This window comes from Achromobacter sp. KK8 (genome assembly GCF_054188005.1).
Genome location: NZ_CM135178.1, coordinates 1,376,325 through 1,403,179, shown reverse-complemented (window position 1 = coordinate 1,403,179; position 26,855 = coordinate 1,376,325). Strand labels below are relative to the sequence as shown.

General features: G+C 66.2%; 25 protein-coding genes. 16 read left to right on the top strand and 9 right to left on the bottom strand.

The window, feature by feature from the left end:
• Window positions 1–28: 28 nt before the first annotated feature.
• The 3 genes from ACVN9Z_RS06460 to ACVN9Z_RS06450 all read right to left on the bottom strand — a co-directional run bounded on the left by ACVN9Z_RS06460 (window position 29) and on the right by ACVN9Z_RS06450 (window position 4,101).
• Window positions 29–886, bottom strand: a complete 858-nt coding sequence (locus ACVN9Z_RS06460) for a cysteine hydrolase family protein (RefSeq protein ID WP_026382030.1) — start codon at window positions 884–886, stop codon at window positions 29–31.
• 306 nt (window positions 887–1,192) lie between these two features.
• A complete protein-coding gene (locus ACVN9Z_RS06455) occupies window positions 1,193–1,810 on the bottom strand; it encodes a TetR/AcrR family transcriptional regulator (RefSeq protein WP_020925847.1) in 618 nt (205 codons plus the stop codon).
• Window positions 1,811–1,926: 116 nt separating this feature from the next.
• A complete protein-coding gene (locus tag ACVN9Z_RS06450; RefSeq protein WP_054440671.1) occupies window positions 1,927–4,101 on the bottom strand; it encodes a malate synthase G in 2,175 nt (724 codons plus the stop codon).
• 236 nt (window positions 4,102–4,337) lie between these two features.
• Here ACVN9Z_RS06450 and glcC point away from each other — a divergent pair, with 236 nt between their 5' ends.
• On the top strand, window positions 4,338–5,096 hold the full coding sequence (gene glcC, locus ACVN9Z_RS06445; RefSeq protein WP_020925849.1) for a transcriptional regulator GlcC: 759 nt from the start codon (window positions 4,338–4,340) through the stop codon (window positions 5,094–5,096).
• Between the two features lie 79 nt (window positions 5,097–5,175).
• Here the strand turns inward: glcC and ACVN9Z_RS06440 are convergent, their stop codons facing one another.
• From ACVN9Z_RS06440 to ACVN9Z_RS06420, 5 genes are all read right to left on the bottom strand, one after another.
• Window positions 5,176–6,294 carry a saccharopine dehydrogenase family protein gene (locus ACVN9Z_RS06440; RefSeq protein WP_006389674.1) on the bottom strand — a complete coding sequence of 373 codons (1,119 nt, stop codon included), beginning with the start codon at window positions 6,292–6,294 and terminating at the stop codon, window positions 5,176–5,178.
• A gap of 204 nt (window positions 6,295–6,498) precedes the next feature.
• A complete protein-coding gene (locus ACVN9Z_RS06435; protein ID WP_006389675.1) occupies window positions 6,499–6,888 on the bottom strand; it encodes a DUF4148 domain-containing protein in 390 nt (129 codons plus the stop codon).
• A 384-nt stretch (window positions 6,889–7,272) separates the two neighbouring features.
• Window positions 7,273–7,683: a DUF1090 domain-containing protein gene (locus ACVN9Z_RS06430; RefSeq protein ID WP_006389676.1), complete on the bottom strand. Its 411-nt coding sequence runs from the start codon at window positions 7,681–7,683 to the stop codon at window positions 7,273–7,275.
• A 70-nt stretch (window positions 7,684–7,753) separates the two neighbouring features.
• The gene (ubiA, locus tag ACVN9Z_RS06425) at window positions 7,754–8,680 is read right to left on the bottom strand and encodes a 4-hydroxybenzoate octaprenyltransferase (protein WP_006389677.1); all 927 of its coding nucleotides are present in this window, start codon (window positions 8,678–8,680) and stop codon (window positions 7,754–7,756) included.
• A 100-nt stretch (window positions 8,681–8,780) separates the two neighbouring features.
• Window positions 8,781–9,983: an aminotransferase-like domain-containing protein gene (locus ACVN9Z_RS06420; protein WP_006389678.1), complete on the bottom strand. Its 1,203-nt coding sequence runs from the start codon at window positions 9,981–9,983 to the stop codon at window positions 8,781–8,783.
• 168 nt (window positions 9,984–10,151) lie between these two features.
• Between ACVN9Z_RS06420 and ACVN9Z_RS06415 the strand changes: the two genes are divergently transcribed.
• The 15 genes from ACVN9Z_RS06415 (at window position 10,152) to rfbC (ending at window position 25,966) form a co-directional block, all read left to right on the top strand.
• Window positions 10,152–10,637: a GAF domain-containing protein gene (locus tag ACVN9Z_RS06415; RefSeq protein WP_049051970.1), complete on the top strand. Its 486-nt coding sequence runs from the start codon at window positions 10,152–10,154 to the stop codon at window positions 10,635–10,637.
• Window positions 10,638–10,944: 307 nt separating this feature from the next.
• Window positions 10,945–11,838 (top strand): 4-hydroxy-tetrahydrodipicolinate synthase, encoded by an 894-nt coding sequence (dapA, locus tag ACVN9Z_RS06410; RefSeq protein ID WP_020925853.1) that lies wholly within the window; start codon window positions 10,945–10,947, stop codon window positions 11,836–11,838.
• Window positions 11,839–11,961: 123 nt separating this feature from the next.
• On the top strand, window positions 11,962–12,738 hold the full coding sequence (locus ACVN9Z_RS06405; protein ID WP_024070755.1) for a sterol desaturase family protein: 777 nt from the start codon (window positions 11,962–11,964) through the stop codon (window positions 12,736–12,738).
• On the top strand, window positions 12,722–13,630 hold the full coding sequence (locus tag ACVN9Z_RS06400; RefSeq protein ID WP_458213260.1) for a fatty acid desaturase: 909 nt from the start codon (window positions 12,722–12,724) through the stop codon (window positions 13,628–13,630). Before ACVN9Z_RS06405 ends, ACVN9Z_RS06400 begins: the two co-directional genes overlap by 17 nt.
• 35 nt (window positions 13,631–13,665) lie before the next feature.
• Window positions 13,666–15,597, top strand: a complete 1,932-nt coding sequence (locus ACVN9Z_RS06395) for a StlD/DarB family beta-ketosynthase (protein WP_006389683.1) — start codon at window positions 13,666–13,668, stop codon at window positions 15,595–15,597.
• Entirely contained in the window at window positions 15,594–16,490 is an 897-nt protein-coding gene (locus ACVN9Z_RS06390; RefSeq protein ID WP_020925856.1) for a DUF6999 family protein, read from the top strand. Before ACVN9Z_RS06395 ends, ACVN9Z_RS06390 begins: the two co-directional genes overlap by 4 nt.
• A 127-nt stretch (window positions 16,491–16,617) precedes the next feature.
• Window positions 16,618–17,901: a putative Na+/H+ antiporter gene (locus ACVN9Z_RS06385; RefSeq protein ID WP_006389685.1), complete on the top strand. Its 1,284-nt coding sequence runs from the start codon at window positions 16,618–16,620 to the stop codon at window positions 17,899–17,901.
• A gap of 247 nt (window positions 17,902–18,148) precedes the next feature.
• Window positions 18,149–18,463, top strand: coding sequence for an FmdB family zinc ribbon protein (locus tag ACVN9Z_RS06380; protein WP_020925857.1), 315 nt, complete (start codon window positions 18,149–18,151; stop codon window positions 18,461–18,463).
• 17 nt (window positions 18,464–18,480) lie between these two features.
• The gene (locus ACVN9Z_RS06375; protein WP_020925858.1) at window positions 18,481–19,143 is read left to right on the top strand and encodes a DUF502 domain-containing protein; all 663 of its coding nucleotides are present in this window, start codon (window positions 18,481–18,483) and stop codon (window positions 19,141–19,143) included.
• A gap of 40 nt (window positions 19,144–19,183) precedes the next feature.
• On the top strand, window positions 19,184–20,971 hold the full coding sequence (gene aspS / locus ACVN9Z_RS06370) for an aspartate--tRNA ligase (protein WP_006389687.1): 1,788 nt from the start codon (window positions 19,184–19,186) through the stop codon (window positions 20,969–20,971).
• A 359-nt stretch (window positions 20,972–21,330) separates the two neighbouring features.
• Window positions 21,331–22,197 (top strand): endonuclease/exonuclease/phosphatase family protein, encoded by an 867-nt coding sequence (locus ACVN9Z_RS06365; RefSeq protein WP_006389688.1) that lies wholly within the window; start codon window positions 21,331–21,333, stop codon window positions 22,195–22,197.
• Window positions 22,194–23,405 carry a cardiolipin synthase ClsB gene (gene clsB / locus ACVN9Z_RS06360; protein ID WP_054505720.1) on the top strand — a complete coding sequence of 404 codons (1,212 nt, stop codon included), beginning with the start codon at window positions 22,194–22,196 and terminating at the stop codon, window positions 23,403–23,405. Before ACVN9Z_RS06365 ends, clsB begins: the two co-directional genes overlap by 4 nt.
• A 64-nt stretch (window positions 23,406–23,469) precedes the next feature.
• A complete protein-coding gene (gene rfbB, locus ACVN9Z_RS06355) occupies window positions 23,470–24,522 on the top strand; it encodes a dTDP-glucose 4,6-dehydratase (protein WP_006389690.1) in 1,053 nt (350 codons plus the stop codon).
• A complete protein-coding gene (gene rfbA / locus ACVN9Z_RS06350) occupies window positions 24,519–25,412 on the top strand; it encodes a glucose-1-phosphate thymidylyltransferase RfbA (RefSeq protein WP_458213259.1) in 894 nt (297 codons plus the stop codon). The genes rfbB and rfbA overlap by 4 nt, the downstream gene beginning before the upstream one ends.
• Window positions 25,412–25,966 (top strand): dTDP-4-dehydrorhamnose 3,5-epimerase, encoded by a 555-nt coding sequence (rfbC, locus tag ACVN9Z_RS06345; RefSeq protein WP_006389692.1) that lies wholly within the window; start codon window positions 25,412–25,414, stop codon window positions 25,964–25,966. The genes rfbA and rfbC overlap by 1 nt, the downstream gene beginning before the upstream one ends.
• Here rfbC and ACVN9Z_RS06340 read toward each other — a convergent pair.
• Window positions 25,963–26,850 (bottom strand): DMT family transporter, encoded by an 888-nt coding sequence (locus ACVN9Z_RS06340; protein ID WP_006389693.1) that lies wholly within the window; start codon window positions 26,848–26,850, stop codon window positions 25,963–25,965. The genes rfbC and ACVN9Z_RS06340 overlap by 4 nt on opposite strands.
• Window positions 26,851–26,855: the final 5 nt, after the last annotated feature.

Genomic DNA, 26,855 nt, shown 5'->3' with positions numbered 1-26,855 from the left:
TGCTCAAGGGAGCGTCTGGCCTTCCGCGTCAGACGGTCAGTGCGCGCGCCATGTCGACGCTGGTCCGTGCCTGCATACCCAGGTCGCGCATGCGTTGCAGGAAATTGGCCTGGGCATCGCCAAAACCCGTGACCGGACTGATGCAATCCGTCAGCAACACCACGCGCGACAGGTTGCCGCCCGGCAGGTATTCGGCGATGTGTTCGACCGTAGCCTTGACGCAGTGGCTGCCGGCCTCGCCGGCCACGATGATGAGATCGGCGCGGTCCAGGGAATCGAGCAGCCGGCGGTTGAGCTGGCTGCGTGGATCGTCGGCGTCGGGCACCTCGGCCATGAGCGCGCTGTAGTGTTCCGTCCAGGGGTTGGCGCCCTTGGGCACCTTGCGCACGATGAACTGGCGCTCGTCTTCCCACCTGGCATAAGCCGCGCGCACGTCGGCGTGGACGTTGTGGCCCCAGGTGCCGATCTCGCAATGCACCGGCCATACCATCAGGGTGTAGCGGCCACGCGCTTCCAGTTCGTCCAGGTAGGTCAGCGTGCGCGGCAGGTCGTCGGCATGGCGCGGCAGGAAGGCGCCCGAGCGTACCTGGCCAGCGGTGATGGGGGTGAAGGGAGCGACCGCACGGTCATCGCCGGTGCGCCAGAACGTCGGATGGGCGATGTCCAGCCGGTGGTGCGAATCCAGCGTGACGGTAATGGCCGAAAGAGCCGGCGCGGCGGCGTCGATGAAGCGCGCCAGTCGCTGCATATCGGCGTGCGCGCCGGGCACCGGCAGCGCGGGCGCGATGGCCTGGCCGGTCAGGGGATCGGCGGGCAGGTGGCTGGCGGGCAGGTCGCAGAAATCATTCTGCGGATCGATGATCAGGAGATGAACGGAACGCGACATGGAGGCACGGGCGGGGAGTGAGTACGAAATATAGACCGGGACGTGCGCTCCACGCGAGCATCTTGCCGGCATCCGTCCGCGCCTGCCCCGGCGCGCGCTTTTTTCAGAACAGCACGAGGTGGCACGACAGATCAGGTAACTGGCGCAGCAGCGCGCGCCACAGGAACCATATGCGGGCCAGCCCCGCCACTGCCAGTGCTGCGCCGATGTAGAAAACCATGATCCGCTCCATGCTCCTAAAAATCGCACGATCGTGCGAAATTTGTCGAAAACAATGCCGGCTGGCGCCGGCTCCCGTGGTGACGACTACTCGATGTACTTGAAACTGCGATAGGTCGAAATCAGGCGCTCGTAGGCGGCCCGCACCCGTTCGCGCGCCTTCGGATCGCGCAGGAAGCGGGCATCGTGCATCAGCCCGATCATCAGGCTGTAGACCTCGAACACGAGCTGTTCGGGATCGGTATCCGGGCGCAGATGGCCTTCGTCCAGCGCCTGTCGCACCGTGCGCACCATCACTCCACGCCAGCGGCGCAGGTTGTTTTCCAGGATCTCGCGCAGAGGGGATTCGACATCGTCGAACTCGAAGGCGCCGGCGATGTAGATACAGCCGGTCAGCAGCTCGACATTGCACGCGCGCTCGATCCACAGGTTCATCAACGCGTTCAGGCGCGGCAGGCCGCGAGGCCGGGCCATCGCGGGCGTGAAGACCGCGGCGACGAAGCGGCGCTCGTACTCGTCCAGAACGGCCTGCTGCAAGGCCTCGCGCGATCCGACCCGCGAAAACACACCGCTCTTGCTAATGTCCAGGCGTTTGGCCACCTGGCCGAGCGACAGGCTCTCGAGCCCCTGGGCGGCGGCCATGTCCAGGGCCGCGTCCACGATGGCCGCGAAAGTCAGCTCGCTTTTTTCGGTCTTGGCAGTCATGCGATCGAATTTAGCACGACTGTGCGAAAAAAGGCGACCTCTTGCAGATGCCGGCCAAAAAAACGGACAGCCGAGGCTGTCCGGTAGGGGGTATGCGTCGCCGTGGCCGGCGGCAATCAGGCCTGGGCGGCCTTGAACTCCAGGCGGAACTTGTGCAGCAGTGGCTCGGTGTAGCCGTTGGGCTGGGTCAGGCCTTCGAACACCAGCGCGCAAGCCGCCTTGAACGCCAGCGAGCCGTCGAAGTTGCCGGCCATCGGCAGGTAATGGGGATCGCCGGCGTTCTGGCCGTCCACCACCTTGGCCATGCGCTGGAAGGTTTCCATGACCTGGTCGCGGTTGGTGACGCCGTGGCGCAGCCAGTTGGCGATGTGCTGGCTGGAGATGCGCAGCGTGGCGCGGTCTTCCATCAGACCGACGTTGTGGATGTCCGGCACCTTGGAGCAGCCCACGCCCTGGTCGATCCATCGCACCACGTAGCCCAGGATGCCCTGGACGTTGTTGTCCAGTTCCTGCTGGATGTCGGCGGCGGACCACTTGGAGCGATCACCCACGGGCACCGTCAGCAGGCCCGCCAGCAACTCGTCGCGCACGCTGTCGAGCCGGGTGCGTTCGAGTTCCTGCTGGACCGCCTGCACGTCCACCTGGTGGTAGTGCAGCGCGTGCAGCGTCGCCGCGGTCGGCGAAGGCACCCAGGCAGTGTTGGCGCCGGCCTTGGGATGCCCGATCTTCTGTTCGAGCATGGCTGCCATCAGGTCGGGCATGGCCCACATGCCCTTGCCGATCTGGGCGCGGCCGCGCAGGCCGGCGTCCAGGCCGACCAGCACGTTGTTGCGTTCGTAGGCGGTGATCCAGGCGGTGGACTTCATGTCGCCCTTGCGCAGCATGGGGCCGGCCTCCATGCTGGAATGCATTTCGTCGCCCGTGCGATCGAGGAACCCGGTGTTGATGAACGCCACGCGCGACGCCGCGGCCGCGATGCAGGCCTTGAGGTTGATGCTGGTGCGGCGCTCTTCGTCCATGATGCCCATTTTCAGGGTATTGCGCGGCAGGCCCAGCAGGTCTTCGACGCGGTCGAACAGCTCGCTGGCGAACGCGGCCTCCGCGGGGCCGTGCATCTTGGGTTTGACGATGTAGACCGAACCGGTGCGCGAGTTCAGCTTGCGATCGCGGTCCTGCAGCGCCGCCAGGCTGGTGACCACGGCGTCGAGGATACCCTCCGGGATCTCCTGGCCGTCGCGGTCGAGCACGGCCGGGTTGGTCATGAGGTGGCCGACGTTGCGCACGAACATCAGCGAACGGCCGTGCAGCGTCAGGGCCGAGCCGTCCGGACGCGTGTACTGGCGGTCGGGATTGAGCTTGCGGGTGAAGGTCTTGCCGCCCTTGGTGACGGCTTCGGTCAGGTCGCCCTTCATCAGGCCGAGCCAGTTGCGGTAGATGTGGACCTTGTCGTCGGCGTCGACCGCGGCGACCGAGTCTTCGCAATCCATGATGGTGGTCAGCGCGGCCTCGACCAGCACGTCCTTGACGCCGGCCGCGTCGGTGGCACCGATGGTATGGGCGCGGTCGATCTGGATCTCGAAATGCAGGCCGTTGTTCTTGAGCAGGATGGCGCCGGGAGCCGCCGCGTCGCCCTGGTAGCCGGTGAACTGGGCCGGGTTCTTGAGCGTGGTGGCACCATTGGCCAGCGCCACCTTGAGCTGGCCATTCTCGACCGTGTAGCCGCGGGCGTCGGTGTGCGAGCCCTGCGCCAGCGGCGCGGCCTCATCCAGGAAGGCGCGGGCGCGGGCGATGACGGCGCGACCGCGTTCGGGGTTGTAGCCGGCGCCGCCGTCGCCGGGCGTGGCGGGAATCGCGTCGGTGCCGTACAGCGCGTCGTACAGGCTGCCCCAGCGCGCGTTGGCGGCATTCAGGGCGTAGCGGGAGTTGGACACCGGCACCACCAGTTGCGGGCCGGCCTGCTGCGAAATCTCGGTGTCGACATTGTCGGTGGTGGCGCGCACGCTGGCCGGTTGGGGCAACAGGTAGCCGATGCCTTCCAGAAACTGGCGGTAGGCGGCCGGATCGGCGATGGGACCGGGATGGGCGCGATGCCAGGCGTCGAGTTCGGCCTGCAGGCGATCGCGTTCGGCCAGCAGGGCGCGGTTCTTGGGCGCCAGGTCATGCACCAGGGCAGCGAACCCCTTCCAGAACGCGTCAGCGGCCAGCCCGGAGCCGGGCAGCGCCTCTTGTTCGATGAACTGGCTGAGATTGGCCGCCACTTGCAGGCCGTGGTGCTGGATGCGTTGAGTCATGCGGATCTCTGACGGTAGGAGGTCTGGACGGCGCGCGCGCCGGGCGAATCTGTCCACACATCATCGTTCGCGCCCGCCGCAAAGTCCATATCAAAACCTGCTGGTCATACCAGTTTGTTTTCGCCAAGCTCGGCAAACATCGTTTTTTTATGGTTTTATATCAGTTACTTACGCAGGTGGCAGGTGGCAGGCGGTTTGCTGTTGGCGCTTGGTCATACCACTGGTCCGGAGAACGCATGCACGCGGAAACTGAAGCGAAACCCCGCCAGGTGGCGGATGAAGTGGCGGAGCGCATCGAGCGCCTGATCCTGGACGGCGTCCTGAAGGCTGGCCAGGCGCTACCGTCGGAGCGGCGGCTGACGGAAAAGCTGGGCGTGTCGCGCACCGCGCTGCGCGAAGGCCTGAAACTGCTGCGCGCGCGTGAAATCATCCACACTTCGCAGGGCAAGGGTTCGTTCGTGGCGCGCATCTCGAAGGTCGACGCCGGGCCGCTGATGCACCTGTTCAATTCGCAACCGCGCACGCTGTACGACCTGCTCGAAGTGCGCTCCCTGCTGGAGGCCGATTCGGCACGGCTGGCGGCCCTGCGTGGCACGCAGGCCGACTTCATCATGATCCGCCGCCGTTACGACGAGATGGTGAACGCGCAATCGGCCGACACCGCCACCCATGCGCACCTGGATCACGCGTTCCACCTGGCCATCTGCGAGGCCTCGCACAACCCGGTGCTGGTGCATACGCTGCAGTCGCTCAACGACCTGATGCTCGGGTCGGTGTTCGCCTGTGTCAACAACCTGTATCACCGTGAACCCGAGAAGCGCCAGATCGACAAGCAGCACGCGCGGCTGTTCAATGCCGTGATCGCGCGCCAGCCGGAGCAGGCGCGCCGCGCCGCGGCCGACCATGTCGACAGCGTGCGGCAGAACCTGGCGGAAATCGAGCAGGAAGAACAGCGGCTGGTGCGGGCGACACTGCGCCTGGAAGGCTGGGCCTAGCCGCGTTGCGCGCGCCAACGGTAACGACGGCCGCGCGTTGCGACGGCTCGCGGCCTACCGTCAGCGACCATCGCCGCCCTCAGCGGTCCTCGGTCATGGCGCCCGCCAATGCCAGCGGCTTGCCGGCATAGACGCGGCCAAAGCGGTTGCCCAGCAAGGCTTCCAGCGGGATCTGTTCCTGGCCCACGAAACCGCGTTGCGGCAGCGTGCCCTGTGCCACCAGGTCCAGCGCCGCGCAGATGCCGGCGGCCGTGGACAGCTGGATGGCGCTGAGTCGGTGGCCGTCGACGTCCGCGCCGAATACGCGGATGGGGTATGACTCTTCTTCCAGCCGGCCGTGGCGATGGCCCGAGGCCTGCGCCTGGATCACGATCACGTCCTGCTCGGTGGTGGGAATGGCGGTTTCGAAAATGTCCTTGAGCAGGTCGCGGCGATCGCGCAACCGCAGATCGTTGAGCAGCAGCTTCATCAGGTTGCAGTGGCCGGGATAGCGCACCGACTTGTAATCGACATTGCGCGCGCGGCCCAGCAGCGTTGCAGGCAGCGTGCCCAGGCCGCCCGAGGTGTTGAAGGCTTCGTACTCGACGCCGTCCAGCGCGAAGGTCTCGTAGCCCTCCAGCGCCGGCACGCTGGTCAATTGGCCGTCGACGATCGCCTCGCATGGGTTGCAGTATTCGTTGATGAGCCCCTCGGTGCTCCAAGTCAGGTTGTAGCGCAGGCTGTTGGACGGATAGCGCGGCAGCGCGCCCACGCGCATGCGCAGGTCCAGCAGCGTGTCGAAGCGTCGCGCCAGCGCATTGCCGACGATACCGATGAAGCCCGGAGCCAGGCCGCACTGCGGCATCAGCACGGCGCGGGCGTCTGCGGCCAGCGCCTGGATGGCATGGGTGCTGGCGACGTCTTCGGTCAGGTCGAAATAATGTACGCCGGCCCGCGCGCACATCTGCGCGACGGCGATGGCGCGGTGGAATGGCAGGGCGTTGACGACCGCATAGCGGCCCTCGATGCAGCGGGCCAGGGACGCGTCGTCCGAGATCTGGCGGGTGTCGCAGCCCAGTTCCGCGACGAGGTTCAGTCGTGCCGGGTCCTGGTCGGCAACCAGGACCGAATAGTCGCCGCTGCGTTCGAGCATCAAGGCAATGGCGAACCCGATTTTGCCGGCGCCCAGGAGGAGGACGGGCTTGGTGGAGGTGGACATGGTGCGGCTCCTGCATAGAGGGGGAGGGATTGGCCTCATCCTATGCGCGGGCGCTGTCGATTTGTAGATAGCAAAGCGTCGTAACGGCTATGAGTGGCGTCGTTATGACTTAATTGAATGTCGAATCGTCAAAAGAAAAGCCCTCCGGGTGAGGCCGGAGGGCTTTGCGGGTGGATTGCGGGGCCTGGAGACCAGGCCGTGCAATCAGCTGCCCATGGGGGGGTAGTCCATATTGCCGAAGGTGACCAGGCCTTCCGCCTTGGCCTGGGCCAGTTCGGTTTGCACCTGGCTGCGGCTCAGCGACGTGGCAGCCGCGTGCGGGGCGGGCGGGTAGTCCATGTTGCCGAAGGTGACTTCACCGGCGTTCTTGGCCTGGGCCAGCTGTTCCTGCACTTGCTGCGAGGTCAGGCTGGACTTCTGGGCGATGGCGGCGGGGTAGCCTTCTTCGCCGAAGGTGTATTGGCCCGAAACCTTGGCTTGTTGCAGTTCGGCCTGGACCTGGGCGCGGGTGGCGCCTTGGTCGGCTTCAGCGGCTTGGGCGCCGGCGGCCAGAACGGACATGGACAGCATCAAAGCGGTAGCAAGGGTTTTCATAGCAGACCTCCATATGTCTTGAGCTTGGGATCCGATCCTCTGGCCTGATTGCCGGGGGTCGCTTGCTGTGTCCCGATGAGATGCATTCTCGGCCTAAATAACCTTGGGATAAACCCTTATTCTCTGAAAACATCTTTCCAAAATAAGTACTAATCGCCCGATAACTTACCAAATGGCACCATAGGTGGCGATATTTCCATTTGATGACGCAATAGGTAGTGGTTGGCGGACGAGCGACCCCCATCGGCGCCGTGCGTGCGGCCGTTGTGGGGGCGGCAAGGCGCGCCGGCGGCCGGCGGGCGGGCGAGTGACGAAGTGGGAGGGGGCGAGGCGGGATACGCCGCCCCGAGGTCGAGGCCACGGGGCGGGTAGGGGGAAACCGGGTCAGCGGTTCAGGTCGGCCAGCGCGGCGTCGTATTCGGCGCGGGCTTCATCCAGCTTGCGCTGGGCCTTGTCGATCTTTTCCTGCTTGCCCTTGGCGCGGGCGGCCTTGAGCTCGTCTTCGCGCTCGGAAACCTTGTTTTGCTTGTCGCGCACGTCGGCTTCGCGCTGCGATTGCAGGCGGCTGTCGGTGCAGTACGCCTTGGCTTCGGCCAGCGCCTTCTGCAAGCCGGCCACCCGGTGCGTGTTGCCGTGGGCGCGCGCATAGGTGATTTCGTTTTCCAGATGGCAGAACTTCGCGGCGCAGCCACGCTGGGCGGAGCAATCGGTGGTGGCCTGGGCGTGGGCGGGCAGGGCGCCGAGCAAGGCGCTGGCCGAAGCCAGGGCCAGCAGGGTTTTGGTCAATGCGGACATGCGTGGTCTCCGTAAAGCGTGTCGGAGCGGCCATCATCCCTCAAGCGGGGGGTGTCCGCAATGCGCCGGATCAGGCGATCAGGGTGCCGGCAAGCGCCGCCGCGACCAGGATCGCGCCCAGCCAGAGGTTGGCGCGGAACAGCATGAAATTGCGGTCGGGACGCTGGATGTCGAACACCTTCAACTGCCACGCCAGGTGCACGGCGATGGCCGCCATGCCGACGTAATAGGCCCATGACATGCCGATGGCATGGCCGCCCCAGGCCCACAGGATCACGGTGGCCAGATAGAAGCCGCCGATCCACAGCTTGCCCTGGTCACCGAAGCGCATGGCCGTGGAATGCAGGCCCAGGCTGCGGTCGTCGCGCACATCGACGTAGGCGTAGATGCTGTCGTAACCCACCTGCCACAGCACCGCGCCGAACCACATCGCGATGGCGGCCAGGGGCACGTGGTTCTGCGTATCCGACCAGGCCATCAGCATGCCCCAGTTGAAGCAGATGCCCAGGACGACCTGCGGCCAGTAGGTGACGCGCTTGCACAGCGGATAGATGAAAACGAACGGCAGGACGGCCACGGCGAGCCAGCGGCTCATGCCATTCAGGAAGAAAAGCAGTGAACCGCAGACCAGCAATTGGCCGATCAAGAACCAGACCGCATTACGCATGCTGAGCTGGCCGCTGGTGAGCGGACGGAAGCGGGTGCGTTCGACGTGCTTGTCGAAGTTGCGGTCGCACATGTCGTTGACGGTGCAGCCGATACCGCGCATGAGCAGCGCGCCCAGCGAGAACACCACCAGGCGTTGCAGGTCGGGCAGGCCACCGGCCGCCTGGACCAGGGCGGCGATACAGGGCAGCAGCGTCAGCCAGGTGCCGATGGGGCGGTCGAGCCGGCACAGCCGGGCGTAGGGCCGCCACGATTTGGGCAGCCAACGTTCGACCCAGTCGGTGAAAACAATGTCGCTGAGGTCGACGGGAGAGGATTGCGGAGCGCTCACTGTCACGGCGAAAGAAATGGGAGGAAAGCCGACAGCATAAAACAACGGCCGGGCAATGCGCCCGGCCGCGGAACCGTCAAGGGTGTTCAGGACCCGGTTTTCAGGCCGTGTATTCCTTGAGCAGCTTGCCCAGGATGGCGATGCCGGTGCGGATCTTGTCCTCCGGCACGGTGGCGAAGCTCAGGCGCAGCGTGTTGGCGCGGCCGGTGCCGCAATAGAACGGCGCGCCCGGCACGAAGGCGACGTTCTGGGCGATGGCCTTTTCCAGCAGCTTGGTGCTGTCGATGTGTTCGGGCAGCGTGAGCCAGATGAACATGCCGCCTTCGGGCTTGGTCCAGCTGACGGTGGACGGGAATTCGCGGGCGATGGCTTCGAGCATGCAGCTGCCCTGGGCGCGGTAGATTTCGCGCACGTTGGGCAGGTGTTCTTCCAGGAAGCCGTCCTTGACGATTTCGTACACGGCCATCTGGGTCAGCGTGGGCGTGTGCAGGTCGGTGGCCTGCTTGGCCTGCACCAGCTTGTTGATCAGCGGGCGGGCGGCGGCGATGTAGCCCAGGCGCAGGCCGGGGGCCAGCACCTTGGAGAACGTGCCCAGGCGCACCACGTTGGCGCCGTACTCGGCGGCCAGCGCGATCAGGCCCGGTTGCGGTTCGCCGGCGTAGCGCAGTTCACCGTAGGGATCGTCCTCGATGATGGTCAGGCCCAGTTCGGCGGCGCGCTTGACCAGCGCGATGCGGCGTTCCAGGCTGAGGGTGCGGCCGGTGGGATTCTGGAAGTTGGGCAGCGCGTACAGGAAGCGCGCGCCGGCGGCCAGTTCGGGGGTGATGGCTTCCGGGATCAGGCCGCCATCGTCGGTGGGCACCGGCACGAACTTGGGCTGGTACAGGCTGAACGATTGCAGCGCGCCGAGGTAGCTGGGGTCTTCGACCAGCACCTTGCTGTCCTTGTCGATCAGCACCTTGCCCAGCAGGTCCAGGGCCTGCTGCGAGCCGGACACGATCAGGGTCTGGTCGGCGGCGATGTTGGCGCCGGCGCGGTTCAGGTCGTCGGCGACCCATTGGCGCAGCGGCGCATAGCCTTCGGTGGGGCCGTATTGCAGGGCCGCGCGGCCGTTGGTGGACAGTACCTTGTCGAATGCCGCACGCACTACTTCCACCGGGAAGCCGCCGGGCGCCGGCAGGCCGCCTGCGAACGAAATGACTTCGGGACGCTCGGTGACCTTGAGGATCTCGCGGATGGCGGAGCTGGTGAGTTGCTGGGCGCGTTCGGAAAAGGCGAACGTCGGTTCGAGAGGCTTGTCCATGGCTTGCTTCTTAATCAAGAAGGGGGGTGACGGGGTGATGACAACGGAGCGGTAAAGACGTTGCTGCGTAAACTATTGTCCCACAGCGTAGCAAGGCGGCCCCTTTATCGCGGGCTGCCCCTAAAATCACTTGCATCGATAATCGCCTGTACAGTTACATTTATACATATGTTTGAAGCCGCCCCGATCGCCGCCGACTCCAAGGCCGCGCTGTACGCCGAACTGGCCAAGCAGGCCCGCGCCCTGCTCGACGGCGAGCACGACCGCATCGCCAACGCCGCCAACCTGAGCGCGCTCGCCTACCAGGCGCTGCCCGACCTGAATTGGGTGGGCTTCTACCTATTTGACGGCACGGAACTGGTGCTGGGGCCGTTCCAGGGCAAGCCGGCCTGCGTGCGCATTCCGCTCGATCGCGGCGTGTGCGGCGCGGCCGCCAGCCAGCGCCAGACGCAGCTCGTGCCCGACGTGCATGCCTTCCCCGGCCACATCGCCTGCGACGCGGCCTCGCGTTCCGAGATCGTGGTGCCGCTGGTGCACCAGGGCGAGTTGATCGGCGTGTGGGACGTGGACAGCCCGGTGCCGGACCGTTTCGACGAAGACGATCGCCAGGGCATGGAAGCGTTGTGCGCGGTCTTCCTGGCCAGCCTGCGTTGACAGCGTGGCGGCGGCCCGGTAGATTTGCGCATCGGCCGCCCGCGGCCGGTTTCAACCCTTTATTCCATTCATGATTCCTCAGGCCATCTCGTCCGTTTTTCCGTTCCGCGCCCTCGGCGTGGCGACGGTTTGCGCCGGCCTGAAATCCAAAAAACAGCCGCTCATCTGACCGGAGCATGCTGTTCCGTCAGATGGGCGACGGAACAGCGGCCTCACGGCGGCGCCATGGCGCCTTCGCGCGCACCCCCAGTATCCCGAGCACTTCTGTACGGTCCAACCGCGGTCCGCTTACACCGAAGGAGTGTTCATGCAAACTCATCAATCCCCGTTCCAAGGCGTCTGGATTCCCCTGGTGACGCCGTTCTCCGGCGGCGCTGTCGATGGCGGGGCCCTGCGCCGCCTGGTGCGCCATTTCGCGGCGGCGGGCGTCGACGGGCTGGTCGTGTGCGGCAGCACCGGCGAAGCCGCGGCGCTCGATGACGCCGAGCAACTGGCGGTGCTGGATGCCGTGCTCGCCGAGGCCGGCGCCATGCCGGTGGTGATGGGCCTGGCCGGCAACCACCAGGGCCACGTGCTGCAACGCCTGGCCGCGTTCGGCACCCGGCCGTTGGCCGGCATCCTGGCGCCGGCCCCGTACTACGTGCGGCCCGGCCAGGAAGGCGCCGCCGCCTACTTCCGCAGCCTGGCCGATGCCTCGCGCTTTCCCCTGGTGCTGTACGACATTCCATACCGCACAGGAACGACGCTGGAAACCTCGACTCTGTTATCGCTGGCCGCGCATCCGAACATCGCGGCCATCAAGGACTGCGGCGGTTCGCTCGACAAGACCCTGGCGCTGATCGCCGACGGCAACATGAACGTGCTGGCGGGCGAGGACCTGCAATCGCTGTCGCTGCTGTGCCTGGGCGGCAGCGGCCTGATCGCGGCGGCGGCGCACATCCGGCCCGACCTGTTCGTGGCCATGTACCAGGCGGTGCGGGCGCAGCAGCTGGACCTGGCGCGCAAGCTGTTCCAGGCGCTGGCGCCGGTGATCCAGCTGGCGTTCGCCGAACCCAATCCGGGGCCGGTGAAGGCGCAACTGGGGCGCCAGGGACTGCTCAGCGACGAGCTGCGAGAGCCCATGCCGGCGGCCAGCGCGGCCCTGGCCCGGCGCATGGATGCGGTGGTCGCGGGCCTGAACCGGCAGTTTCCCTGCCAATAGCGGCAAGCCGCGGCATGGACTGCTTCTTTGTGGCGCCCGGATTCATTTGGTAATAAATGTCTCCCCGCGAGGCTGGCGGATTGCTTATGATGCGGCCATTCTCCGGGGTGAAACAAAACGTTCATGGCCCAAGCTTTTGTCGCGTTGTCCGCCTGGCAGGTCATGCTGGCGGGCCTGCTGTTCTTCGGCGGCATCTACCTGCTGTTCGGCGCGGCCACCTGGCTGCTGACCCAGCGCATCCTGCCGGCGCTGGGCATCGGCCGGCCGCTCGATCCGCGGCCGCTGGCGCCGGGCCAGTTGCGCCGTGAGTTCACGCAGTCGGGCGTGTCGATCCTGCTGTTCGGCACCGGCATGATCTTTCCGTGGGGCCTGCTGCAATTGGGTTGGGCGCACCTGGACCCCGACGCCAGCTGGCAGAAGATCACGCTGGAGATCCTGGCGCTGGTGGCCTGGAACGACGTGCATTTCTGGATCAATCACCGGCTGCTGCACACCAAGCTGCTGCGCCGTTTCCACCTGCCGCACCACCGTTCGGTGGTGACCACCCCGTTCTCGACCTACAGCTTCCATCCGATCGAGGCGCTGATGCTGGGCAACGTCATCATGCTGCCGATGGTGCTGCATGATTTCAGCTTCTGGTCGTTGGCGTCGGTGCCGCTGTTCAGCCTGTTCTTCAATTGCATCGGCCACGCCAACTACGACTTCTTTCCCAACGTGTCGTATGCGCACTGGTTTGCGGCGAGCCGCCGGCATCACCTGCACCACGCCTGCTACAACGGCAATTTTGGTTTCCAGTTCACGTTCATGGACCGCCTGTTCCGCACCCGGCTGAAGGCCGAGGCGGCCGCGCCCCAGCTGGAGGCTTTCCGGCAGCGAGAATCGCTTGGCGGACGGGCTTAGCAAGACGCGCCGGCTGCCCGCGCTGCGCAACCGGCGCGATTGGCAGAGCCTGGCCTACCTGGCCGCGCTGCCCGCCCTGGCGGCGTGGCAGTGGCTGCACGGCTTCTGGTGGCCGTTGTACGCGCTGATGCTGTTCCTGACGCTGGGCATTGGCGTGATTCATCACAACCACACGCACATCCGCATGTGGCATGGCCGCTGGGCCAACCGCGCCACTGATTTCTGGATCACGCTGCTGCAGGGGCATCCGACCTTCGTGTTCTATCCGGCGCACGTGGCCAACCATCATCGCTACAAGCATGGCGCGCGCGACGTGGCGCGCACCTATCGCTTTGGCGGCGACACCAATCATCTATGGGGCTACCTGATCCATCCGGTGCAGGCGGTGTGGGTGCTGTATCCGCTGTTCTTTGCCTGGCTGGGACGGCTGCGCCGGCACTGGCCGGGCGCGTGGCGCTACTGCATGTGCCAGTACGGCGCCTGGCTGGGGCTGTGGGGCGGCCTGCTGGCCATCAATCCGGTCAAGGCGCTGGTGTTCGTCATCCTCCCGCAACTGCACGGCCTGCATTGGCTGCTGGCCACCAACTACCTGCAACACGCGCACGCCGATGGCGGGCCGCGCGCCGTCGCCGGCTTGAACTACGCCCGCAATTTCGAAGGACTGGTCAATCCGCTGCTGTTCAACATCGGCCTGCATACCGCGCACCACGAGAACCCGCGCGCGCACTGGTCGGAACTGACCACGCTGCATCGCGACCACTACCGGGCCCGCGTGACACCCGCGCTGAACGAAGGCGGCCTGACGCCGTACATGTTCCGCGTGTTCGTGCTGGGCACCTTCCTGCCGCGCTTTCGCAGCCGTTCGTGTATGGCGCCCGAGCACGTGCGCTAGCGCCGCAACCCCATACCTGCCACTAGAGACCCGCCATGCCTATCGCGTTCAATCGTGTCTACCTGGAAAGCGCCGGCTATTTCATGCCGGGCGAACCCGTGTCCAACGAGGCCATGGACAGCTACATCGCGCCGCTGAACCGCATGTCCAGCCGCATCAAGAGCCGCATCCTGGCCGAGAACGGCATCAAGCAGCGCTACTACGCGATCGATGCCGAGGGCGCCACCGTCTTCACCAACGCGCAGCTGGCCGCCAACGCCATCCGCGATTGCCTGCGGCGCAATGATGGCGACCTGGCGGACGTGTCGCTGCTGACCAGCGGCTCGTCCGGGGGCGACGCGCTGATGCCGGGCTTTGCCAACATGATCCAGGGCGAGCTGGCCGCGCATCCGATGGAGACGCTGTCGGTGCACGGCATCTGCGCCGCGGGCGTGTCGGCGATCCAGGTGGCGGCGCAGGGTGTCGAGATGGGCGGCCATGCCAGCGCGCTGGCGGTCGCGGCCGAGCTGCCGTCGCGCCTGTTCAAGCGTTCGCGCTTTGCCGCGCGCGGCTACGACGCCGACTTCGACGCGCATTTCCTGCGCTGGATGCTGTCCGATGGCGCCGGCGCGTTGCTGCTGGGACGCGGCGGCCGGCCGCTGCCGGGCGCGTCCAAGGGCGTGCGGCTGCGCCTGAAGTGGGTGCACCAGCGTTCGTTCTCGGGCGACTATCCGGTGTGCATGCAGCTGGGCCTGTCGGCCGACCGGCAGAAGGGCCACCTGGACTATCCGTCGTGGAACGAGGCCGAGGCCGACGGCGCGCTGTCGCTGCGCCAGGACATCCGCCTGCTGCCGCACCTGTTCGACATCGGCATCCACGAGTACGCCAAGCTGGTGCGCGACGGCTGGCTGGATCCGGACCAGGTCGATCATTTCCTGTGCCATTACTCGTCCGAGAAATTCATTCCGGTGGTCGAGGACCTGATGGAGAAGGCCGGCCTGGTGATTCCGCGCGAGCGCTGGTTCAGCAACCTGGCCTGGCGCGGCAACACCGGCGCGGCGTCGATCCTGATCATGCTGGCCGAGTTCCTCGAAACCCGTGAGATCAAGCCGGGCGAGCAGATCTTCTGCTACATCCCCGAGTCGGGCCGGTTCATGGCGGCCTACATGCTGCTGGAGGCCGAGGCCGCGCATGACGCCGCGCCGTCGGTGGCCGTGGGCGCCACGCCGGCCGCGGCCGGGCGCGAGGACGCCCACAGCGCCGATGCCGACGCCATCGCGCCGCCGCACGATCCGGACATGGCGCCGCAGGGACTGGGCCAGTTGCTGACCGAACTGGCGGCGATCTGGCACGACTACCGCTCGCGCGTCTGGCGCACGCCGGTGGTGCGGCGCCTGCGCAACCGCCGCTTCCAGACCGCCGATTACCTGAACTGGATGGAGAACTGGATTCCGCAGGTGCGCGAGGGCAGCAAGTGGATGCGCGAAGGCGCGGCTTCGCTGACCGAGCAATACCAGCCGCTGGCCGCGCTGATCGACATGCACGCCGGCGAGGAGCAGAACGACTTCCAGATCCTGTTCCAGGACTACCGCACGGCCGGCGGCAGCATCGACAACATCGATGCGCTGCGCCGCAATCCCGGCGGCGAGGCGCTCAACGCCTATCTGCACAGCCTGGCCGCCACGCGCGATCCGATCGGCCTCCTGGGCGCGATCTACATCATCGAGGGCACGGGCCAGCGCATCGTGCCGGCCCTGCTGCCGCTGCTCAAGGCCAGCCTGAAGCTGCCACCGGACGCCTTCCGCTTCCTGGAATACCATGGCCACAACGACGAGAACCACCTGGCGCGCTGGCTGACCGCGGTGGAACTGGCGCTGGACTGCGACGAAGACGGCCGCGCCGAGCGGCGCATCGTCGACACCGCGCGCCGCACCGCCGCGCTGTACCTGATGCAGTTTCATCACGTGATGGAGGACGAGGCCGCATGAACAGGGAACCCGAATTCCTTGCCAAGGGGCACGATCCCGCCGATCCGAGCCCGTGGCTGGCGCTGTACCTGGATCGCAGCACGCCCCTGCCGGACAAGGTCAAGAAGGCCTGGCTGACCGATTCGAGCTGCGGCTCGCGCCAGTACCTGCTGCCGTTCCTGCGGCCGCTGGCGCGCGCCTGCATCATCCTGATCCAGGTCATCAAGACTTTCCTGCCGCGCCGCTGGTCGCATTCGCGGCTGCTGCACCGCATCCTGGCGTGGGGCCTGAAGCGCTTCGTGTCGCCCGAGGCCAACTGGCTGATCCTGCGGCATTTCCATCTGGGCGCGCAGATCCTGGCGTTCATCGCCGCCAATTCGCCCGTGCGCGTGGCCACCACGCCGCTCGAGCCGATGGAGATCGACGATCTCAAGGACGAGCTGTTCGTCAAGCACGACCTGAACCTGTTCAACTTCGTGATCCGGCTGAACCAGGCGTTGCGCGACGCGGGCGTCGAGATGCATGCGCCCGAGCGCGTCGACTTCTCGATGATCCGCGATCCTGATCTGAAGCTTGAGGATATGCCGCAGGGCAAACTGAATTTCCTCGACCTGCAGAGCGCCATCGAGCTATTCACGCCGCTGTATCAATTGATGCTGACCGACAACGACTTCTGGCGCGCAGCCAATTCGCTGCAGCTGGACGAGACCATCGGCATCTACGCGGCCAAGCTGCTGGGCGCGCCGCAGCACCTGATCCTGGTCAACAACAGCCATCCGCTGGTGCCGATGTCGACCCTGCGCGCCGGCTATCGCCTGGTGCTGCACGGCCTGTCGACCGAGATGCTGCACAGCCTGCTAATGGAGATGCGCGACGCGCAGCAGGGCGGCGAGCCGCCCGCGCCGATCGCCTGAAAAGTGGGCGAATCCTAGCGTTGTCCCTGTAGGGCGGGGCGGGTTCGCTACGCTATAGTGCGACCCTTGTCCGCCGATTCCGGGTCGCGTGCGCGCGGCCCGGGCCTTCATACCGGAAGCGCTTCAGATGCCTCAGCCCATAGAACTCATCGCCACCGTCCTGTTCGGCGTGGCGGTGCTGCATACCTTCTCCGTTCCCATGTTCGCCCGCCTGGCCCATCGCGGCGGGCCCCATGCCGGTTTCTGGCACCTGCTGGCCGAGGTCGAGGCGGTGTTCGGCGTGTGGGCGTTTGCCCTGATCGTGGCGATGGCGGCGCTGACCGGGCCGTCATCGGCCATCGGCTACATGGACACGCGCAATTTCACCGAGCCGCTGTTCGTCTTCACCATCATGGTGGTGGCGGCCAGCCGGCCGATCCTGGAACTGGTGGGACTGCTGGTGCGCGCCACGGCGCGCGTGTTGCCGCTGCCGCGTGAACTGGCCACGTTCTTCGTGGTGATGTCGCTGGTGCCGCTCGGCGGTTCGTTCATCACCGAGCCGGCGGCCATGACGCTGGCGGCGATTCTGCTGCGCGATGCCTATTTCCGCAGCAGCGGCCGCGCCGGCTTCAAGTACCTGACGCTGGGCGTGCTGTTCGTCAACGTGTCGATCGGCGGCGTGTTGACCTCCTACGCGGCGCCGCCGGTATTGATGGTGGCGTCCACCTTCGGCTGGGATTCGACTTTCATGGCGCAGCATTTCGGCTGGCGCGCGGCGGTGGCGGTGTGCCTGAACGCGGGCCTCTTGACCTTCATCTGCCGCAAGGCGCTGCTGGAACGTTCGGTGGGCACGGGCGGCGGCGTCGATGCGCCGGAAGGCAAGGACAACCGCCCGCCGGTGCCGGCGCTGGTGATGCTGATCCACCTGGTGTTCCTGGTGGCGGTGGTGCTGAGCGCGCACCACCCGGCGATCTTCCTGGGCCTGTTGATGATGTTCATCGGCTTTGCCGAGGCCTACAAGCGCCACCAGAACCGCCTGCTGATCAAGGAGGGGCTGATGGTGGGCTTCTTCCTGGCGGGCCTGGTGGTGCTGGGCGGGCTGCAGAAGTGGTGGCTGCAGGACCTGCTGGGCGGGCTGGAGCCGTTCGTGCTGTTCTGGGGCGCCACCGCGCTGACGGCCATCACCGACAACGCCGCGCTGACCTACCTCGGTTCGCTGGTGGAAGGCACCAGCGAAGCCTGGCGCTACATGCTGGTGGCGGGCGCCGTGACCGGAGGCGGCCTGACCGTGATCGCCAACGCGCCGAACCCGGCCGGTTTCGCCATCCTGAAGAACCATTTCCCCGATGGCAGCATTTCGTCCGGGCGGCTGTTTTTGTCTGCCCTGGGGCCGACGGCGGTGGCTGCCCTGATGTTCCTGCTGCCTGTCTGACGGAGCAGGGCGCGCACCTCTGACGGAGCCCCCGGGCGCCCCGCCGTGAGGGTGCCGCCGGCCTTTCACGAAAAACCGCTAAAATTCAAGACTTTCCCGTATTTTTCCGGCCGTGCCCGGCCGTTGTCCGGTCCAGCGCCAGCTCCGGCCCCGGGGCCTCCTCTTGGAGGACTCCTCGCGCCCCTGGTTTTGCGCCACGTCCGGCCGACGGTCACTGATACACCGGGCCCGCGCCTGGGAGCCCTCGATGCCCATCTACGCCTACAAGTGCAGCGCCTGTGGCCATGCCAAAGACGTTCTGCAGAAGATTTCCGACGCGCCGCTTTCGGTTTGCCCCGAATGCGGCCAGAGCACGTTTTCCAAGCAAGTGACCGCGGCTGGCTTCCAGCTCAAGGGCTCGGGCTGGTACGTCACCGATTTCCGCGGCAACGGCAGCGGCGGCCAGCAGGCCACCGGCGCCAGCGCCCCGTCGGCGCCCGCTGACAGCGCCGCGCCGGCCGCCAGCGCACCGGCTCCGGCCGCTGCCCCCGCGCCCGCCGCGGGACCGGCCAGCGCCTCCTGAGTACCCGCGCGATGCGTATGCGCGTCATCAAAAAGTACTTCATCACCGGCCTGCTGATCTGGGTTCCCCTGGTCATCACGGTGTGGGTGCTGGGTCTGCTGGTCGCCACCCTCGAAGGGTTCGTGCCTGGCTTCCTGTCGTCCGAATCGCTGTTCGGCGTCGACATCCCCGGCTTCCGCTTCGTCCTGGTCATCGTGGTGGTGCTGCTGACGGGCATTTTCGCGGCCAACCTGATCGGCCGCACCATGGTGGACCAGTGGGAAAACCTGCTGGGCCGCATTCCCCTGGTGCGTTCGATCTACAACTCGGTCAAGCAGGTCAGCGATACCGTGCTGGCGCCGAACGGCCAGGCGTTTCGCCGCGCCGTGCTGGTGCAGTATCCGCGCGCCGGCAGCTGGACCATCGCGTTCGTCACGGGCACGCCCAGCGGCGAAGTGGCCGAACGGCTGCCCGGCGACCACATCAGCGTGTACGTGCCGACCACGCCGAATCCCACGTCCGGCTTCTTCCTGATGGTGCCCCGTGCCGACACGGTGGACCTGCAGATGAGCGTGGACGCGGCCTTGAAGTACATCGTTTCCATGGGCGTCGTCGCCCCGGGTCCGGCCGCGCCGGGCGCCCGGCCGGCGCCGTCCTCCCCGACGCCGGACGCGCAGCGCGCGCCGGGCGTCGACCTGTAACCCTTTACGCTACTACCAAGCACACAACGGAGTTATCCCGATGCGTACCTGCTACACCGGCCAGGTTTGCCGCGACCATCTCGGCCAGACCGTCACCCTGTATGGCTGGGTGAACCGCCGCCGCGACCACGGCGGGGTCATCTTCATCGACTTGCGCGACCGCGCGGGCCTGGCGCAGATCGTGTTCGATCCGGATAACGCCGCCTTCGCCACCGCCGAGCGCCTGCGCAACGAATTCTGCATCCGCGTCACCGGCCTGGTGCGCGAGCGTCCGGCGGGCACCGCCAACGCCGAGCTGGCCTCGGGCGAGATCGAGGTGCTGTGCAAGGAAGTCGAGATCCTGAACGCGTCGGTCACGCCGCCGTTCCAGCTGGACGACGACAACCTGTCGGAAACCACCCGCCTGACGCACCGCGTGCTGGACCTGCGCCGCCCGCAGATGCAGCGCAACCTGATGCTGCGCTACCGCGTCTCGATCGAAACCCGCAAGTTCCTGGACCAGCTGGGCTTCATCGATATCGAAACCCCGATGCTGGCCAAGAGCACGCCCGAAGGCGCGCGCGACTACCTGGTGCCCTCGCGCGTCAACGCCGGCCACTTCTTCGCGCTGCCGCAGTCGCCGCAGCTGTTCAAGCAGATGCTGATGGTGTCGGGCTTTGACCGCTACTACCAGATCACCAAGTGCTTCCGCGACGAAGACCTGCGCGCCGACCGCCAGCCTGAATTCACCCAGATCGACTGCGAAACCTCGTTCCTGAACGAGCTCGAGATCCGCGAGATCTTCGAGAACATGATCCGCCACGTGTTCAAGGTGGTGCAGGGCGTCGACCTGGCCGAGCCGTTCCCCATCATGACCTGGACCGAAGCGATGCGTCGCTACGGTTCTGACAAGCCCGACCTGCGCGTGCAGCTCGAATTCACCGACATGACCGACGTCATGCGCGACGTGGACTTCAAGGTGTTCGCCGCCGCCGCCACGGCGCCCGGCAGCCGCGTGGTCGCCCTGCGCGTGCCCGGCGGCGCCGAGATGTCGCGCAGCGAGATCGACGCCTACACCCAGTTCGTCGGCATCTACGGCGCCAAGGGCCTGGCCTACATCAAGGTCAACGAAGTGGCCAAGGGCCGCGACGGCCTGCAATCGCCCATCGTCAAGAACCTGCATGACGCCGCCCTGGCCGAACTGGTCAAGCGCACCGGCGCGCAGGACGGCGACATCATCTTCTTCGGCGCCGACCGCGAGAAGGTCGTCAACGACGCCATCGGCGCGCTGCGCGTGAAGATCGGCCACAGCGAATTCGGCAAGAAGACCGGCCTGTTCACCGCCGGCTGGATGCCGCTGTGGGTGGTCGACTTCCCGATGTTCGAATACGACGAGGAAGACGGCCGCTACACCGCCGCGCATCACCCCTTCACCAGCCCCAAGGACGGCCACGAGGACTTCCTCGAGACCGATCCCAGCAAGGCGTTCGCCAAGGCCTACGACATGGTCCTGAACGGCTGGGAAATCGGCGGCGGCTCGGTCCGTATCCACCGCGAGGAAGTGCAGAGCAAGGTGTTCCGCGCGCTCAAGATCGGCGCCGAGGAAGCCCGCGAGAAGTTCGGCTACCTGCTGGACGCGCTGCAGTACGGCGCGCCTCCGCACGGCGGCATCGCCTTCGGCCTGGACCGCATCGTTACGATGATGACCGGCGCCGAATCGATCCGTGACGTGATCGCTTTCCCGAAGACCCAGCGCGCCCAGGATCTGCTGACCCAGGCGCCGTCGGAAGTCGACGAGAAGCAACTGCGCGAGCTGCACATCCGCCTGCGCAACGCTGAGCCGAAGTGAACCCACCCCCGAGCGCCTGCGGCGCTCCCCCTCAAGGGGGCGCCGCGCGGGACCGGCGGAGCCGGATCCCGGCGGCCTGGCTTGGCGGGTTATCTCGGGTTTGGGGCTTTTTTCCCTGCATGGTGTGTGTACGGCGGGGGAGGCATCCCGAGTGTGGGGCTTTGGCAGAACTGATGCGCCTCTGAGCCGCCGTTGGGCCCCGGTCACTGCCGTTTCAGGGTGTCTCCGAGGTGGGAAGGGTTCATGGAATTGGAGTAATCTGGCAAACGCCGCCTGGGTTGGCGGTGCTTGCCGGGGCTCTTCTTTTTTGTGGGCCTCGGTTGGCGGTTTCACTGTCTTGAGAAGGCGCCATCTCCTCCATGTCGCTCATCCGTGTCGTCAGCTACAACATCCATAAAGGTCGCTCGGCGTTGGGCCGCCGCGACTCGTTGAACGAACTGCGCCTGGGCCTGTATGGCCTGCGCCCCGACCTGGTCTTCCTGCAGGAAGTGCAGGGCCGCAACGAGCAGAAATCGCTGCTCGACGCCCAGCATGAATCGCTGGCCGCCGCGCTCAAGCTGGACGTGGCCTATGGCCGCAATGCGATTCGCCACGAAACCGACCACGGCAACGCGCTGTTGTCGCGCTTTCCCATCCTCGATCACGAAAACCAGGATATCTCCGACCATCGCCTGGAGCAGCGCGGCCTGCTGCACGCGACCATCGAACTCGACGGGCGCTCGGTGCACTGCTTCGTGGTGCACCTGGGCCTGTTCGCCGGCAGCCGCAGCCGCCAGATCCTGGCGCTGACCGAGCGCATCCGGCGCATGGTGCCCGACGGCGAACCGATACTGATCGCCGGTGATTTCAACGACTGGGGCGACCGCCTGGCGCCTTTGTTCGTGCAGCAGCTGGGCCTGTACGAAGTGTTCTCGCACGCGCCGCGCAGCCATGGCGGCGAATTGCCGCGCCTGCGTGATTCGGTCAAGCGCCTGAGCAACGCCCTGCGTGGCCTGCCCAACAGCGGCGTTTCGGTGCTGGAGCGCACCAACCAGCTCGGCATGGACGGCAGCTCGCGCCTGTTGCTGCCGCCGCCGCGCACCTTTCCGGCCGTGTTCCCCTGGTTCCGCCTGGACCGCATCTACCAGCGCGGCTTCGCCGTGCGCAGCGCGCGCGTGCTGCGCGGCCGCGAATGGGCGCGGCTGTCCGATCATTCCCCCTTGCTGGCCGAGCTGGAACTCCCGTGAAGGCCGAGCAGGTCAGGCTGGAGTGGACCGACGGCAACGACATCCGGCTGCTGCAGAACGGCACCGACTTCTTTCCGGCGCTGTGCCAGGCGATCGACGCGGCGCAATCCAGCGTGCATCTGGAAACCTATATCTTCATGCTGGACCGCACCGGCGTGAAGGTGCTGGATTGCCTGATGGCGGCGGCCGCGCGCGGCGTCAAGGTGCGCGTGGTGCTCGACGGTTTCGGCGCGGCCGAGACCGCCGAGACCCTGCGCGAACGCCTGACCGGCGCCGGCGCGCAATGCCGCATCTTCCGCCCCGAGCCGCGCTGGTTCGCGAAGTTCATTCCCTCGCGCAGCCGCCTGCGGCGCCTGCACCGCAAGGTCACCATCGTTGATGGCAACGTGGCCTTCATCGGCGGCATCAACATCATCGACGACTACGACGACCTTGATCCCACCGATGGCATTTCGGCGCCGCGCTTCGATTTTGCGGTGCAGGTGCGCGGCCCGTTGGTGACCGAGGCGGCCTACGCGCAGGACCTGCTGTGGGTACGCCTGAACTGGGCCCGCCTGCGGCGCCATCCGCGCGATTGGAGCCGCATGCGGCTGACCAAGCCCAGCCATGCGCCGGTGGCGCCCTGTGGCGAGCTGCGCGCCGCACTGGTGCTGCGCGACAACCTGCGTTTCCGCCAGACCTTCGAACGCGCCTATCTCTACGGCATCACCCAGGCACGCCGCGACATCCTCATCGCCAACGCCTATTTTTTCCCCGGCCGCCAGTTCCGCCGCGCCCTAGCCAAGGCCGCCGCGCGCGGCGTGCGCGTGCGCCTGCTGTTGCAGGGCAAGATCGAATACCGCATGCAGTACCACGCTACCCGCTCGCTCTACGACCAGCTGCTGCGCGACGGCATCGAGATCTACGAATACATGCCGAGCTACCTGCACGCCAAGGTGGCGGTGATCGACAATGTCGCCACGGTGGGTTCGTCCAACCTGGATCCCTTCAGCCTGCTGCTGGCGCGGGAGGCCAACGTGGTGATCGATGACCAGCCGTTCGCCTGGGACCTGCAGGAGCGCCTGGAGACGGCGATCCAGGAAGGCGGGCGTTTCATCCGGCCCCTGGATTACCAGCGGCGTGGATGGGTGCGGCGCTGGGTGGACGCGGTGTCTTATACGTTGTTGCGGATCGGGGTGGCGCTGACGGGGACGTCGGACAAGTACTGAAGTCGGCGGCCACGGCGCTAAACTGCCGGATTGGGAGGCGGCGCCTTCATTCGGGCACTACGCAATGAGCATTCTCGTCACCGGCGGCGCCGGATTCATCGGTTCCAACTTTGTGCTGGATTGGCTGGCGCAGGGGGGGGAGCCCGTGATCAATCTGGACAAGCTGACCTATGCCGGCAATCGGCGCAACCTCGACGGGTTGAAAGACGACGCGCGCCACGAATTGGTGGTCGGCGACGTCGGCGACACCGCTTTGGTGGCCAGTTTGCTGCGGACCCACCAACCGCGCGCGATCCTGCACTTCGCTGCGGAGTCGCACGTGGATCGCTCCATTGCCGGGGCGGGTGATTTCATCCAGAGCAATATCTGCGGCACCTACGGCTTGCTGGAGGCGGCCCGGAGCTATTGGGCCGGCCTGGTCGGCAAGGCACGCGAGGACTTTCGCTTCCTGCATGTTTCGACCGACGAGGTCTACGGATCGCTGGCGCCGGATGCGCCGGCATTCACCGAGGCCAGCGCCTATCAGCCCAACAATCCCTATTCGGCCAGCAAGGCGGCCAGCGATCACCTGGTGCGAGCCTGCGGCCGTACCCATGGCCTGCCCGTGCTGACGACACACTGCTCCAACAATTTCGGACCGCGGCAGTTTCCGGAAAAGCTGATACCGGTTGTGATCCACAATGCGCTGGCGGGCAAGCCGTTGCCTGTGTATGGCGACGGCCTTCATGTGCGCGATTGGTTGTATGTGGCGGATCATTGCAGTGGCCTGCGCAAGGTGCTCGAACGCGGCTGCCCCGGAGAAACCTATAACCTGGGCGGCGACAGCGAGCGCACCAACCTGGACGTGGTGCTGGCCGTCTGTCGGCTGCTCGACCAGCTGCGTCCCCGTGCCGACGGTGCGTCGTACAAGACGCAGATCGCCATGGTCGCGGATCGCGCCGGGCACGATCGCCGCTATGCCATCGACACGACCCGAGCCCGACGCGAATTGGGATGGCGCGCGGTCGAGACGTTTCAGTCGGGACTCGAGAAAACGCTGGGCTGGTATCTCGACAATCCCCAATGGGTGACCGATATCGTGTCGGGCGCCTATCGCCAGGAAGCGCCGTCGCCATGACCTCGCTCGCGCCACGCAAGGGCATCATACTGGCCGGCGGCTCCGGGACCCGGTTGCATCCGGCCACGCTGGCCATCAGCAAACAGCTGATGCCGGTGTATGACAAGCCGATGATCTATTACCCGCTCAGTACGTTGATGCTCGCGGGCATACGCGACATCCTCGTGATCGCCACGCCTGATGATGCGCCGCGCTTCGCCCATTTGCTGGGGGATGGCGGGCGCTGGGGCTTGAATCTGCAATACGCGGTGCAGCCATCCCCGGATGGACTGGCCCAGGCATTCCTGATCGGGGCCGGTTTCATCGGCGACACGCCCTGCGCCCTGGTGCTGGGCGACAACCTTTTCTACGGGCATGACCTGCCGCAGCTGCTGGCGCGTGCCGACGCCCGGCGGGAAGGCGCGACCGTGTTCGCCTACCATGTGCAGGATCCGCAGCGCTATGGCGTGGTCCAGTTCGATGCCGCCGGACAGGCATTGCGGATCGAAGAGAAGCCCGTCGTGCCGCAGTCCAGCTATGCGGTCACCGGTTTGTACTTCTACGATGGCCAGGTGGTGGACCTGGCGCGTGGAATACGTCCTTCCGCTCGCAACGAATTGGAGATCACCGACCTGAACCAGCTTTATCTGCGGCAGGGGAGGCTCAACGTCGAGATCATGGGGCGCGGCCATGCCTGGCTGGATACCGGCACCCACGACAGCCTGCTCGAGGCCAGCCAGTTCATTGCCACATTGGAGCGCCGCCAGGGCTTGAAGGTGGCCTGCCCCGAGGAGATCGCTTTCCGCAAGCAATGGATCGACGCCACGCAGCTGGAAGCGCTGGCCCGTCCGCTGCAAAAGAGCGGTTATGGCGATTATCTGATGAGTCTGCTAAAGCGCAGGGCTTTCTGATGACCATCACCCCCCTGGCCTTGCCTGATGTCCTGCTGATCGAGCCGGAAGTCCATCGCGACGAGCGCGGCTGTTTTCTCGAGACCTATCGACAGTCCGTGCTGGACGCGGCGGTGGGACGGGAGTTGCGTTTCGTGCAGGACAACCAATCGGAATCCCATCGCAACGTACTGCGCGGCCTGCACTATCAGACAGTGGATCCCCAAGGCAAATTACTGCGTGTGACCCAGGGAGAAATCTACGATGTTGCTGTGGACATGCGCCAGGGTTCCCCTACGTTCGGACAATGGGTGGCGCAGCGCCTCTCGGCCGCCAACCACCGGCAGATGTGGATTCCCGAGGGCTTCGCCCATGGGTTTCTGGTGTTGTCCGCGCGCGCCGTCGTTTCCTACAAGGCGACGAGCTACTACCAGCCCATGCACCAGCAATGCGTGCTCTGGAATGACCCCGTGCTGGGAATCGAATGGCCGCTGGGGCAAGAAGCTCCGCTGTTGTCGGCCGCCGATCGGAACGGCCGGCTCCTTGCCGAAGCCGACCAGGTCCGGATTGCCTAACTTGCTGGGCCGCGGCGCTTTCTCTCGCCGACCAAGCCCAGCGCCAGTGCCGTGCCCACCAGGATGATACCGGCGCCGGTCAGGATGGAAACGGTGATGGCTTCATCCAGGAACCAGGCTCCCCAGACTACGCCAAAGACAGGCACCAGGAACGTGACGCTGACCGCCCCGGTGGGGCCGACGTTGGCGATCAGGCGAAAGAAGATGATGTAGGCGGCGCCGGTACAGACCACGGCCAGCAGGATGGTGGCGCCCCAGGCCCGCATCGATACAGGCGTCTGCGGCCAGGTGGCCAAGGCCAGCGGCAACAGCACCAATGCCGCGGCGATCATGCTGCCGGTCGCGTTGGAAAGGGCGTCGACCCCGGTCAGGAAGCGCTTGGTCCAATTGGCCGCGATGCCATAGAAGACCGGCGCCGACACCGCCGCGAGCACGGCCGGGCCCGTGCCCCCCGATTTGAAGTCCAGCTTGTCCCAGACCAGCACCACGATTCCCAGCAGGCCAATCATGAGTCCGAGCGATCGCGACCAGGGCAGTCTGTCCTTGAGCCAGAGCCAGCCGACCACGGCGCCCCAGACCGGCGTCACCGCGTTGGCCACAGACAGGAATCCGGCGCCCAGCGATTGCGCGGCGTAGGCGTACAGCAGGAACGGCAGGGCGGCGTTCAGCGTTCCCACAACCAGGATGGCTTTCCAGTGCTTGCCGATGGTCGGCAACCTGTTGCGCCATAGCGCGGCGGGCAGCAGGAACAGGGCCGCCAGGCCGACGCGCAGTTCGATCAACGCCACCGGCCCGAATTCCCCCACGGCCAGGCGCATGAATAGAAACGAGCCGCCCCAGACGGCGGCCAGAAGTAGAAGGTCCAGCAAATCGCGGCGGCGCATGGTCG